This window comes from Streptomyces sp. NPDC053493 (assembly GCF_044544825.1).
Lineage (GTDB): Bacteria > Actinomycetota > Actinomycetes > Streptomycetales > Streptomycetaceae > Streptomyces.
In genome coordinates this window covers 482,029-493,790 of the sequence record NZ_JBITXS010000002.1, presented here as the reverse complement: position 1 = coordinate 493,790, position 11,762 = coordinate 482,029, and the positions used below count along the sequence as shown (strand labels likewise).

Here is an 11,762-nt window from a genome sequence, read left to right as displayed (position 1 = left end):
GTGGGGTTGTGGGGGGGGGGGGGGGGGGGGGGGGGGGGGGGGGCCCCGCGCCCCCCCCCCCGCGGGGGGGGCGCGGGGGGGGGGGGCCCCCCCCCGCCCCCCCCGGGAGGGGGGGTGGAGCAGACGGGCCGTCAGTCCTCGACGAGCGTCCGCTCACGCGGCGCGGCGACGTCGCCGCCGGCCGCCGCCGGGGCGGGCTTCTCGGCGAGCATCAGGTGCACGACCACCGCGGTCACCGCGCACAGCGCGGCGGAGGCCCACAGGACGACCCGCAGGGCGTCGGTGTGGCCCTGGGACAGGAAGTCCAGGAAGGAGTCCCGCAGCTTCGCCGGGGCGTCCGCCACCACGCTCGCCGTGTCACCGCTGGCGACCTGGTCGGAGGCGCGGCCGGCCGAGGCGTCCTGGCCGAGGAAGCGGCCGAGACCGTCGGAGATCTGCGAGCGCACCAGCGAGGCCAGGGCGGCGACCATCACCACGGCCGCGATCGCCTCGCTGGCCAGGCGGATGGTGTTGAACATGCCGGCGGCCATACCGGCCCGCTCCGGCGGCACCGTGCTGACCGCGGCGCCGTCCAGGACACCCATGATCAGACCCACGCCGACACCGGAGACCAGCAGCGGCGCCGCCAGACCGGCGACCGAGATGTCCGGGTGAACGATCGTCAGCAGGGCGCAGCCCGCGGCGATCAGCAACAGGCCGAGACCCAGGACCGTGCGCATCTGCATGCCGCCCGCGACCAGCTTGCCGGCGATCAGCGGGCAGAACAGCACCGGACCGGTCAGCAGCAGCATGATCAGTCCGGCGCCCTCGCTGCTCGCGCCGTTGGCACCGATCAGGTACGCCGGGAGCACGAGGAGCAGGCCGATGAAGCCGAACGAGAAGGCGACGTTCAGCAGGTTCACGCCGAGGAAGCGGCGCTCCTTGAACAGCGACAGGTCGAACATCGGCGCGCTCTGGCGCCGTTCGACCGCGGCGAACACCACGACCAGCACGATCGAACCGGCGAACAGGCCCAGCACCGTCGCGCTGCCCCAGCCGCTCTGCGGGCCCTGGATGATGCCGAGCGTGAACAGCACGAGCGCCAGGCTGAAGGTGATCGTGCCGGGCCAGTCGATGCGGCCGGCGTCCGGGTTGCGCGACTCCGCCAGGAACGGCAGGCCGAGCATCGACAGCACCACGAGCGCCAGGTGCGCGTAGAACACCGACTCCCAGCCGAACGCGCCGGCCAGCAGACCACTGGTCGTCGGGCCGAGCGCCAGACCGGCGCCGAGCGTCATGCCGGCCACCGCGAAGGCCTTGGCGCGCTCGGCGCCGTCGAAGCTGGTGGCGACGATCGCGGTCGCCGAGGTCATCAGCGCGGCCGCGGCCACACCGGCCAGACCACGGGCGATGTCGATCACGAGCACGCTGGGCGCGAGCACCGTCGCGACCAGCGACAGGGCGTACAGCGCGGTGCCGAACGCGAACATCTTCTTGCGGCCGATGAGGTCGGCCAGCGAGCCGGCGACCATCATCAGGCTGGCCGCCATCACGTTGTAGGCGTTGACCACCCACTGCAGAGAGGCCAGATCGCCGCCGAGTTCGCGGCCGATGTCCGGAAGCGCGACAGGTGTGCCGCTGACGCCGAGCGGCACGATCAGTACGCCGAGACACACCACGAGCAGGGTGAGCCCCGGTCGGGTCCCGGCGGCGGGCCGGGTGTCGGGGGTGGTCATGGGGTCGAGCTCCTTATGTGAGCGGTTCTTGTACGGGGTGCGGGTGGGCGGGCAGCTCCACGAGGTCCTTGACCAGGCGGAGATCGCCCGGTCTGCTGAGCGTGGAGACCACCGCGTCGGGGCGCACCAGGCACACGGCGGGGCCGCGCAGGCCCAGTGCCGCGTGCAGCGCTCCGGCAGGGTCGGCGAGCACGGGCACGCCGCTCCTGTCCCGGGGGAACGGGGCGCCGGAGACGACGAGGGTGTGGTGACCGGGGCGGTCGAGCGCGGCGGCGGCCTGGAACGCCTCGGCGGTACGGGACGTGCGCCGCTGGTCGGCGGCGAACACCAGCAGCAGCGGACGGCCGCCGTCGAGCAGGTCGTGCAGCCGCTCGACACGGACGCCGCCGGCGTCACGCGCGGGGGAGAGCGGCACGTCCGGCAGGCGCGCGCCTTCGCGCAGCCGGCCGAAGGACCGGCGCGGGCCGGGATGGATCAGGGACAGCTGGGTCTGGCGGGGGATGACGAACCGGTCGAGCAGACCGGAGCGCTCGCCGGCCCGCAGCGCCGTGTCACGCACGGTGCGCTTCCAGCCCTTCATCATCCACAGCCGGGTCTGCAGATCGGTGTCGCCGAGCACGCCCTGGGCGACCGCGCGGCGCTCCGCCTCCCAGCGGTCCAGGAAGGACTCGGGCGAACCGCCGGCCACCACCGAGCCGAGCCGCCAGGCGAGCGTCGCGCCGTCCTCGATACCGGTGTTGAGGCCCTGGCCGCCGGCCGGGCTGTGGATGTGCGCCGCGTCGCCGACCAGCAGCACCCGCCGGTCGCGGAAGCGGTCGGCGATCCTGCGGTGCACCCGGAACACGCCCGTACGGTGCTCGCCGGTCAGCCGGATCGGCACCGGGCAGCGCTCGGAGGCCGCGCGCTGCACCTCCGCCCGTACGTCCTCGGCGATCTCGGCGTCCGGCGCGAGACTGGTGAAGACCCGGAAGTTGCCGCCGGGCAGGCCGACCACGACGAGCACGCCCTTGGCCGTCATGAAGTAGTGCGCCTCGTCCTGGGCGAGCGGCGTGTCGCAGGGGCCGTCCGACAGCAGGAACTGCTGCGGATACGTCTCCCCTTCGTAGCCCGTGCCGAGCGCGGAGCGCACCGTGCTGTGGGCGCCGTCCGCGCCGACCAGCCAGTCCACCCGCAGCGTCGACTCCCGCTCCTCGCCGTCGGCGAGCGTCACCGTCACGCCCTCGCCGTCCTGCTCCAGCGAGGTCAGCCGGACACCGAACTCCGTCTTGCCGCCCAGCGCCTCGAAGCGGTGGCGCAGCGCCTCCTCGGTCTCCTGCTGCGGCAGCGACACCGCGAACGGGAACCGGGTGTCCCGGACCTTGTCGAAGGTGAGCCGGGCGACCTTGCGGCCACCCGAGTGGTAGTTCTGCGCGTGCAGGGCCAGACCGCGGTCCAGGATCTCCTCGGCGGCACCCAGCCGGTCCAGCGCCTCCAGCGCCCGCGGCCACAGCGTGATCGCCTTGGCGTGCGGGTTCGGCCGCTCGGCCTGGTCGACCAGCCGGACCGGGACGCCCTGCTGCAGCAGTCCCGTGGCCACGGCCAGACCGACCGGCCCGGCGCCGACGACGAGGACGCCGGCGCCGTTCCGTTGCGTGCTCATCGGGCGGCTCCGTCCCGTACGACCAGGCAGGCGACGTTGCCGTCGTGCCCGACCGAGGTGACCAGCGCGACCCGGCCCCGAGCCGCGCCCTCGCCCTGCCAGTGGGCCAGGACGGCGGCCAGCTGCAGGGCGCCGTCGGCGCTGTACGCCTCGCCGACGACGTCCTTGACGCGGACGCTCGCCACCGGGCGGTCGCCCAGCGCCTTGCGCACCGCCCGCTGCTCGGCCTCCTCGAGGCCGGCGAGACCGGTGGCGCCCAGCGACACCAGCTCCACCTCGGAGGCGTCGACACCGCTGCGCTCCAGGGCCCGGCCGATCAGGCCGGCCAGCGCCAGGGCCGGACCGGGCCGCTCGCCCTCGGGCACGAACGCCGTCTCGCAGGCCAGGAGTTCGGCGAGCACCGGGGCACCCGCCGCACGGGCCGCCTCGGCGTCCCGGACGGTGAACACCGCGCAGCCCTCGCCCACCGGCGTGCCCTCGGTCAGGCAGCCCGTGGCCTGCCAGCCCCAGGCCGTCTGCGGGCACAGCTCCTCGACACCGCCCACGACCAGCCGCTCGGCATGCCCCTGGGCCAGGGCGTTGCGGGCGTAGCGGAACGCGTTCAGCGACGCCGTCGTGCCACCGGACAGGGTGGCGTTGATGCCGCGCAGACCGTGCCAGATCGCCACCTGGCCGGTGACCGAGTTCATCACCGTGTTCGGGAACGCGGCCGCGTTCACCAGGTAGGGACGGTCCTGGACATGCGTGTCGCGGGCGAACTCGCTGCTGCTGCGCACACTGCCCGAGGTGCTGCCGATGACCACACCCGTCGCCGACCACTCCGGGTCGTCGGCCGAGACGGCGTCCACCGGATCGGCCGAACCGGAGCGGAGCACCGCCACCGCGGCCAGGCCCAGCGCCGTCGTCCGGTCCAGGTGACGGGTGCCCTTGCGGCCCACGTGGTCCGCGATCCGGAAGTCCGGCACGACCCGCACGGCGCCCGGCAGACCGTCCGCCTCCGCCTCACCGAGCGGCAGCTGGCCGGCGTCGTCGCAGGCCTCGCGGGTCCCGCGCAGCGCCTCGGCGAGGGCGTCGAGACCGAGACCCGCCGGCGAGACGACACCGTGGGCGGTGACGGCCAGGGGACGCACCCGGGGCAGCGCGGTCGCCGGTGCGGCGCCGGGGTTCGAAGCGAGCGTTGTCGTCATGACACTTTCCCGAGGATCGTGATGGCGTTGTTGCCGCCGAAGGCGAAGCCGTGGTTCTGCGCGATGCGGACCTCGGCCGGACGGGCCTTGTTCGGCACCGGGTCCAGGCCCGGGCCGAGCGCCGGGTCCGTCTCACGGAGGTTCGCCGTGGGCGGCAGGAAGCCCTGCTCGATCGCCTTGCAGCAGATCAGGGCGCCGAAACCGCTGGCCGCGCCCATGGTGTGGCCGAGCATGGACTTCACCGAGCTGACCGGCGGCAGCTTGTCGCCGAACGCCTCGCGGATCGCGGTGACCTCGGTGATGTCGTTGGTCGGCGTACCGGTGCCGTGGGCGCTGATGTAGTCGACCTGGTCCGGCGTGACGCCCGCGTTGCGGTGGGCCCGCCGGATGCACTCGGCGATGCTCCCGGAGTCCGGGTGCACCATGTGCTTGGCGTCGCAGCTGAGCCCGTAGCCGAGCACCTCCGCGTAGATCCGCGCGCCGCGGGCCACGGCCCGGTCGAGCGGCTCGAGCAGCAGCGCCACACCGCCCTCGGCGGTCAGGATGCCGGCCCGGTCCTTGTCGAACGGCCGGCACACGTCCTCGGAGAGCGCCCCCAGACGCAGGAAGCCCGCGTGGGTGTAGCGGTTCACCGAGTCCGCGCCGCCGGCGATCATGTAGTCGGCCTCGCCGGTGCCGACGAGGTCGGCCGCGTAACCGATGGCGTAGTTGCTCGCGGAGCAGGCCGTGGGCAGCGTCTGCGCCTCGCCCGTCAGACCCAGCTCCGTGTTCACGGCGGCCGCGATCCGGCCCGCCGGCACCTGGGACACCAGGTGCGGGGAGAGGCTCTTCAGCCCGCCGGCCACCCACTCCTGGGTGAGCCGGTCGACGGCCGGCGCCTCTCCGCTGGTCGTGCCCATCGCCGAACCCGCACGGGCCCGGGACAGCTCCGCACGGTCCAGACCGGCGTCCTCGACGGCCTGGGCCGCCGCGGCCGCGGCGAGGAGGCTGGAGCGCCCCCACCGGTCCGTGTCGAGCCGGCGCAGTGCGGCGCGCGGCTCGAAGTCGTGCACCTCACCCGCCATCACACTCGGAAAGCCCGCGGTGTCGAAGGAACGGATCGGCGAGATGCCGCTCCGGCCCTCCCGGACCGAGTCGGCGAGGGCGTCGGCGCTCATGCCGAGGCTGCTCACCGCACCCAGCCCGGTCACCACGACGCGCCGTGCGGTGGTCTCAGGCACGCTCCGCCTCCGAGGCGAGCGAGATCACGTGACCGGACAGGGCGGACAGGTCGGTCAGGTTCTCGCTCTGGTCGACCGGAACGGCGATGCCCAGCTCCTTCTCGATCCGGGCGAGGATCTGTATCAGGGCCAGCGAGTCCGCGTCGAAGTCCTCGACGAACTGCGCGGAGGCGTCCAGCTCGGCCGGCTCGTCCTCCAGCTCCAGCTCCTCGGCGACGATGATCCGGATGCGGGCCTCGATCTCCTCGGACGACAGCGCCACAGAGTTGTTCGACACGGTAGGTCTCCCCTCTCGGCCGTCGACCTCCGACGACCGGTGAGAAGGAATCTGGCAGGCCGGACAGGGCAGGAGAAGGGATTTGCCACCAAGGCGCCCACCTCGTCGCCGCAAGTGGCAGCAGCCGTGTATCGACCAGTGGCACCCCTTCGACCAGGGGTGATGTGTCTCGATGTCACTTTCGAGGTAGTGCCCGTCCCTCTTGGTGGCACTGGCGTTGAGACGGCGCCGGACGGCACCCATGCTCGTTCCCGGAACGCCCCGAAAGGCGCGGCGTAGAAAGGGAATTCCGATGCCCTCAGCGATAAGTGCGACCCGGGAAGGCGACACGGCGGCGGCCCTCGCGCCCGTGGCCCCGGGCCCGGCGCTCCACCGGCCCCTGGCCGTCTTCTCCGGCGCCATGGGCGTCGTGACCCTCGGCGCCCTGGTGGCCCTGGCCCTCGACGACCGGGTCCTCAACGGAGCACCGATCTGGCTGAAGCCGCTGCACTTCGCCTTCTCCCTCGCGGTCTACGGGCTGACGCTCGCCTGGCTCCTGCCGCGCGTCACCCGCTTCCCGCGAACGGCGTGGTGGGCCGGCACCCTGATCGCCCTGAGCTCCCTCGCCGAGATGCTGATCATCGGCATCCAGGCGGGCCGCGGCACGTTCAGCCACTTCAACCACACCACCGACGTCAACATCGCGTTCATGAACAGCATGACCGTCGCGGTGATTGTCCTGTGGTCGTCCAACTTCGTCGCCGGCGTGCTGGTCCTCCGGGACCGGTCGCTGCCCCTCCCGCTGCGCTGGGGCGTCCGGTTCGGCCTGTGGCTCGCCATCATCGGCATGGCCCTCGGCATGCTCATGAACCCGGCCACGCCCGAGCAGCAGCAGGCGCTCGACGCCGGACTTCCCACCCTCGTCGGCGCCCACAACGTGGGCGTGGCCGACGGCGGCCCCGGCATGCCGCTGACCAACTGGAGCACCGTGGGCGGCGATCTGCGCATCCCGCACTTCGTCGGCATCCACGCCCTGCAGGTCGTGCCGCTCGCCGCCCTCGCCCTCGTCCGGGCCGGCCGCCGCCGGCGCGGCTCGCTCCTCGCCGACGAGCGCGTCGCCACCGGCCTGGTCGTGGACCTCGGCATCGTCTGGGCCGGCCTCGTCGCCATCGTCACCTGGCAGGCCCTGCGCGGCCAGTCGCTGGCCCACCCCGACGCCGCCACCCTCACCGTGACCGGCCTGCTCCTCGCGGCCGGAGCCGTCGCGGCCGTGGCCGTCGTGGGCGGCGGACGCCGCCGCGCCGCCCGCGGCTGAACCGCGCCCCTTCCCAGCGCCCCTCACACGAAGCACGGAGTAGAACCCCACATGTCCGAGACCGCGGTGGCCCAGGCCGCCGAGCCCGCCCTGCAGATACGCTTCGCCCACACCGTCGACCGGCACCTGGTGCACCGTGCCGCGGTCGCCGAGGTGTTCGTCACCGACGCACGCCAGGTCGGCGACTCCGTCTACCTCGCCGGCGCCCAGACCCCGCTGTCCCACAGCTACTACAACGACCACGTCCAGGAGCCGGCCGTCACCGACGTCCTGCTCGTCCTGGAGGCCTCCCGCCAGGCCGCCGTCTGCGCCGCCCACACCTTCCTCGACATCCCGATGGACACCTCCTTCCTCGTCAACGAGGTGTCCGTCCAGCTCGAGGACCCCGACGCGCTGCGCATCGGCAGCGACCCGGGCGAGCTCCAGCTGCTCACCGAGTACCCGACCGTACGGATGAAGGCCGACCGCGCCCGCAAGGTCGGCGTCGCCCAGGAACTCACCTTCAACGGCCGCCCCGTCGGCGTCGCCACCATGCAGGTCAGCGCCCTCACCAAGACCGAGTACAAGGCGCTGCGCGAGTTCCAGCGCGGCGGCGAGGCGCCCTCCACCCGCGAGGTCCCGGCGCCCGACCGCTCCGCCGTCCTCGCGCCCGAGCAGGTCGGCCGCAACGTCCGCGGCAACGTGGTGCTCTCCTCGCCCGTCTTCGACGACGGCCGGCTCACCGCGCGGCTCACTCCCGACTTCGCCAACCGCAGCCTCTTCGACCACGAGTACGACCACTTCCCGGCCATGACCCTGCTCGAGGGCGCCCGCCAGCTCAGCCTGTTGGCCGCCTTCTGGCGCGGCCGCCGGCTCGGCCGCACCCACGTCCTCGGCATGGACGCCGCCTTCCTCCGCTTCGCCGAGCTCGACGCCCCCGTCACCCTCGCCGCCACCATGCCCGAACGCGACGCCAACACCCTCGAGGTCGTCTTCGAGCAGTCCGGACGCGTCATCGCCACCGTCTCCGTGCGCCTCGCCGAGGAGGCCGCGAGCCCGGTCGAGACGGGCGCGGCGGCGTGACCGCCCCCGTACGCGCCGTCTGGACGGACTTCCGCGGCGTCCTCACCCCGCCGCTGTCCTGGGCGGTCGAGTCCTTCTGCCGCCCCATGGGACTGGAGCCGCGCACCCTGCACGCGGCGATGCGCGTCGTCGGCGAGTCCTACGGCGCCGGCTCCATGGAGGTCCTCGACACCCCGCTCGCCACCGAGGAGGAGTGGGGCCGCAAGGTCGAGCAGGTGCTGCGCGACTCCTTCGGCGTCACCGCCGACATGTCCGGCTTCGCCGAACGGTGGTTCGCCGATCGGCGGGTCAACGAGCCCTGGATCGAGGAGCTGCGCCGCCTGCGCGCCGCCGGCGTCTTCGTGGGCCTGCTGTCCAACATGCCGCCCGGCTGGGACCCGTACTGGCGCCTGATGGTGCCGCCCGAGGACTTCGACGACCTCGTCATGTCCTTCGAGGTGGGCTGCCGCAAGCCCGACCGGGAGGTCTTCGACCTGGCGGCGCGCCGCTCCGGGCTTCCGCCGGAGCAGAACCTGCTCGCCGACGACCTCGCGGAGAACTGCGAGGGCGCGGTCCGGGCCGGCTGGCGCGGACTGCACTTCACCGACACCGAGGGCGCCGTGCGCGCCCTCCGGGCCGCCTGCGGATTCGCGCAGGACGGCTCCGACCTCACGCCGCACCCCGAAAGGATCCCGTCATGAGCCGCACCGTCCTGATCAGTGGAGGAAACCGGGGCATCGGTCTCGCCGTGGCCCGCGCTTTCGCCGAGGCCGGTGACAAGGTGGCGGTCACGTACCGCAACGGCGAACCGCCCGCGGACCTGTTCGGCGTCCGCTGTGACGTCACCGACGACGCCTCCGTCAAGCAGGCGGTCGCCGAGGTCGAGGCCCAGTTCGGCCACGTCGAGGTGCTGGTCGCCAACGCCGGCATCACCCGCGACGCCCTGATGCCGCTGCTGAGCGAGAGCGACTTCCACGACGTCCTCGACACCAACGTGACCGGAGCGTTCCGCCTGGTCAAGCACGCCACCGGCGGCATGCTGCGCAAGCGGTGGGGCCGGCTCGTCTTCATGTCCTCGGTGATGGGCACCCTCGGCTCGCCCGGCCAGACCAACTACGCCGCCTCCAAGAGCGGCCTCGTCGGCCTGGCCCGTTCGCTGGCCTGGGAGCTCGGCGGCCGCAACATCACGGCCAACGTGGTCGCGCCCGGCCTGATCGAGACCGACATGATCCAGCACGTCACCGACAAGCGACGGGCCGAACTCATCGGCAACACGCCGCTCAAGCGCACCGGCACCCCCGAGGAGGTCGCCGCCGTGGTCCGCTTCCTGGCCTCCGACGACGCGGCCTTCGTCACCGGTGCGGTGGTGCCGGTGAGCGGCGGCATCGGCATGGGTGACTGACGGAGCACGCATGTCGGTATGGACGAGACCGACGTGCATCCGGCCCGGGAGGACGTCCTCCTCCTGGACTGCACTCCCGCCAGCGGATTCTCCCGCGACGACATGGACGTCCTCGACCGGTGGACGCCCCTGAACCCGGCCGCCCGGACCACCGAGTGCGGCGGGGCCGACTGCACGGCCGCCCGCCGGCTCGCCGGCGAACGCACCCTGGCCGCCAAGTCCGCACGGCTGCACCACATCGCCGTCACCCTGCACGACTGGTGGCTGCGGCCGCACGGAGTGGACCTGGAGGACGGCGGTCCGACGCTGCGGTTCCGGCACGGCACGGCCGGCGAGGCCGTCCTCGTGCTGTGCCCGCTGCACACGCTCCACACCGACGTGTGGGACTGGTGCACGCGGCTGCGGGACCGCACCACCCTGGACTGAGGCCGCCACCGGGCTCCGTGCTCCCGTGAGCCCGCCACCTCGTGTCCCCGACACCCCGAGACCCACCGAAAGGAACGCACGTGCGCATCGTGCGCTACCACGCCTTCGGCGACCCCGACGTGCTGCGGACCGAGGAGGCCGACCTGCCCGCGTACGGGCCGCAGGACGTGCTCGTACGGGCCACGGCCATCGGCGTCGACCACGCCGACGTCCAGCGCCGCCGCGGCACCTTCCCGCTCGGCGCGCCCACGCTCCCGCACTGCCCGTCCACCGACGTCGTCGGCACCGTCGTCGCCACCGGTGACGACGTCCAGGGTCTCGCGCCCGGCACCCGGGTCGTCGTGTGGAAGGCGCGGGACGCCTACGCCGACTACGTGGCGGCGCCCGCCTCCCGCGTCCTGCCCGTGCCCGACGGCATCGACGACGCCGAGGCCACCCTGCTCGGCTCCACCGGCCGCGTCGCCCTCAACCTGCTGCGGACCGCGGCGGTCGCCGCCGGCGACACCGTCCTCGTGCACGCCGGCGCGGGCGCCGTCGGACACATCGCCGTGCAGGCCGCCCGCCGCCTCGGCGCGGCCCGGGTGATCGCCACCGCGGGCTCCGCGAGCAAGCGGGACTTCATCCTGTCCCTGGGCGCCGACCACGCCGTCGACTACACGGCCCCCGACTGGCCGGAGCGGGTGACCGAGGCCGCCGGCGGCGGCGTCGACGTCATCCTCGACGGCATCGGCGGCAAGCAGCTCGTCACCGACGTCCGGCTGCTCGCCCCGTACGGCCGGCTCGTCGTCTTCGGCGGCTCCGGCGGCGACACCGCCCAGCCCGACCTGCCGGTCCTGGACCTCCTCGGCATGCGCAGCGTCATCGGCTTCAGCATGCCCGCCGTCCTCGAACACCGCCCGCGCCAGGCCCAGCAGGCCGTGCGCGACCTCGTCCGCATGGTCACCGACGGCTCCGTACGCCCGGCGATCCACGCCCGCATCCCGCTGACCGAGGCGGCCCGCGCCCACGAGCTCCTGGAACAGCGACGCACCACCGGGCGCGTGGTGCTGGTGACGTGAGGTGATGTGGGTCGCATGGCCTGAGCCGGCGGGGCTGGGCCGACGGGCCGGGGCCGGCTGGTTTGAGTCGATGGCCTGAGCCGGCTGGCTTGAGCCGACCGGCCGGGGTCGACGGGCTTGAGCCCATGGCCTGAGCCGATGGCCTGAGCCTGCCGGCTTGAGCCGGCTGGCTGGGACCGACCGGCCGGGGCCGACGGGCTTGAGCCGGCTGGCCGGGGCCGATCGGCTGAGCCGACCGGCTGAGCCGGCTGGCTGGGGCCGACCTGGCCTGGCCTGGTCCGGCCTGGTCTGGCTGGGCCGGCTTGCACCGGCCTGAGTCGGCTCAAGCCGGCCGGAACCGGTCTGAGTTGGATCAAGCCAGCAGCCTGAGCCGGCCCGTACCGGCCCGCCCCGGCCCGCCCCGGCCCGCACGGCCCGCACCGGCCCGGCCCGGGCCGCGGTGCGGCGGTACGGCGGTCGCGGTGAGCGCGGTCGTCGAACCGCCGGCCCGCCACGGAGGCCGC

Annotated in this window: 11 protein-coding genes; 6 read left to right on the top strand and 5 right to left on the bottom strand. The window is 73.7% G+C overall.

Translation table 11 applies throughout. The features are described from left to right. Window positions 1-131 precede the first annotated feature (131 nt). The 5 genes from ACIGO8_RS07710 to ACIGO8_RS07690 are packed head-to-tail and all read right to left on the bottom strand — an operon-like array spanning window position 132 to window position 6,038. A complete protein-coding gene (locus ACIGO8_RS07710) occupies window positions 132-1,715 on the bottom strand; it encodes an MFS transporter (protein ID WP_399725471.1) in 1,584 nt (527 codons plus the stop codon). Between the two features lie 13 nt (window positions 1,716-1,728). Beyond that, window positions 1,729-3,354 carry an FAD-dependent monooxygenase gene (locus ACIGO8_RS07705; RefSeq protein WP_399725468.1) on the bottom strand — a complete coding sequence of 542 codons (1,626 nt, stop codon included), beginning with the start codon at window positions 3,352-3,354 and terminating at the stop codon, window positions 1,729-1,731. After that, window positions 3,351-4,541 (bottom strand): beta-ketoacyl synthase N-terminal-like domain-containing protein, encoded by a 1,191-nt coding sequence (locus tag ACIGO8_RS07700; RefSeq protein ID WP_399725466.1) that lies wholly within the window; start codon window positions 4,539-4,541, stop codon window positions 3,351-3,353. Before ACIGO8_RS07700 ends, ACIGO8_RS07705 begins: the two co-directional genes overlap by 4 nt. Beyond that, complete coding sequence (locus tag ACIGO8_RS07695) at window positions 4,538-5,761, bottom strand: beta-ketoacyl-[acyl-carrier-protein] synthase family protein (RefSeq protein ID WP_399725463.1); 1,224 nt, start codon at window positions 5,759-5,761, stop codon at window positions 4,538-4,540. Before ACIGO8_RS07695 ends, ACIGO8_RS07700 begins: the two co-directional genes overlap by 4 nt. After that, a complete protein-coding gene (locus ACIGO8_RS07690; RefSeq protein ID WP_399725460.1) occupies window positions 5,754-6,038 on the bottom strand; it encodes an acyl carrier protein in 285 nt (94 codons plus the stop codon). Before ACIGO8_RS07690 ends, ACIGO8_RS07695 begins: the two co-directional genes overlap by 8 nt. 292 nt (window positions 6,039-6,330) lie before the next feature. Here ACIGO8_RS07690 and ACIGO8_RS07685 point away from each other — a divergent pair, with 292 nt between their 5' ends. The 6 genes from ACIGO8_RS07685 to ACIGO8_RS07660 all read left to right on the top strand — a co-directional run bounded on the left by ACIGO8_RS07685 (window position 6,331) and on the right by ACIGO8_RS07660 (window position 11,259). Continuing rightward, complete coding sequence (locus ACIGO8_RS07685; protein ID WP_399725457.1) at window positions 6,331-7,332, top strand: hypothetical protein; 1,002 nt, start codon at window positions 6,331-6,333, stop codon at window positions 7,330-7,332. 51 nt (window positions 7,333-7,383) lie between these two features. Further along, window positions 7,384-8,394 (top strand): AfsA-related hotdog domain-containing protein, encoded by a 1,011-nt coding sequence (locus tag ACIGO8_RS07680; protein ID WP_399725455.1) that lies wholly within the window; start codon window positions 7,384-7,386, stop codon window positions 8,392-8,394. Further along, window positions 8,391-9,074 (top strand): HAD family hydrolase, encoded by a 684-nt coding sequence (locus ACIGO8_RS07675; RefSeq protein WP_399725453.1) that lies wholly within the window; start codon window positions 8,391-8,393, stop codon window positions 9,072-9,074. The genes ACIGO8_RS07680 and ACIGO8_RS07675 overlap by 4 nt, the downstream gene beginning before the upstream one ends. Beyond that, on the top strand, window positions 9,071-9,775 hold the full coding sequence (gene fabG, locus ACIGO8_RS07670; RefSeq protein ID WP_399725450.1) for a 3-oxoacyl-ACP reductase FabG: 705 nt from the start codon (window positions 9,071-9,073) through the stop codon (window positions 9,773-9,775). Before ACIGO8_RS07675 ends, fabG begins: the two co-directional genes overlap by 4 nt. A gap of 18 nt (window positions 9,776-9,793) precedes the next feature. Further along, window positions 9,794-10,201 carry a hypothetical protein gene (locus ACIGO8_RS07665; protein ID WP_399725447.1) on the top strand — a complete coding sequence of 136 codons (408 nt, stop codon included), beginning with the start codon at window positions 9,794-9,796 and terminating at the stop codon, window positions 10,199-10,201. 80 nt (window positions 10,202-10,281) lie between these two features. Next, window positions 10,282-11,259, top strand: coding sequence for a zinc-binding alcohol dehydrogenase family protein (locus tag ACIGO8_RS07660; RefSeq protein ID WP_399725444.1), 978 nt, complete (start codon window positions 10,282-10,284; stop codon window positions 11,257-11,259). The last annotated feature ends 503 nt before the right edge of the window (window positions 11,260-11,762 follow it).

What these genes read in the sequence shown, in the direction of transcription:
- ACIGO8_RS07685 (WP_399725457.1), top strand. Translation starts at nt 6,331, where the DNA reads ATGCCCTCAGCGATAAGTGCGACCCGGGAAGGCGACACGGCGGCGGCC.
- ACIGO8_RS07700 (WP_399725466.1), bottom strand. Translation starts at nt 4,541, where the DNA reads ATGACGACAACGCTCGCTTCGAACCCCGGCGCCGCACCGGCGACCGCG.
- ACIGO8_RS07710 (WP_399725471.1), bottom strand. Translation starts at nt 1,715, where the DNA reads ATGACCACCCCCGACACCCGGCCCGCCGCCGGGACCCGACCGGGGCTC.
- ACIGO8_RS07680 (WP_399725455.1), top strand. Translation starts at nt 7,384, where the DNA reads ATGTCCGAGACCGCGGTGGCCCAGGCCGCCGAGCCCGCCCTGCAGATA.
- fabG (WP_399725450.1), top strand. Translation starts at nt 9,071, where the DNA reads ATGAGCCGCACCGTCCTGATCAGTGGAGGAAACCGGGGCATCGGTCTC.
- ACIGO8_RS07705 (WP_399725468.1), bottom strand. Translation starts at nt 3,354, where the DNA reads ATGAGCACGCAACGGAACGGCGCCGGCGTCCTCGTCGTCGGCGCCGGG.
- ACIGO8_RS07665 (WP_399725447.1), top strand. Translation starts at nt 9,794, where the DNA reads ATGGACGAGACCGACGTGCATCCGGCCCGGGAGGACGTCCTCCTCCTG.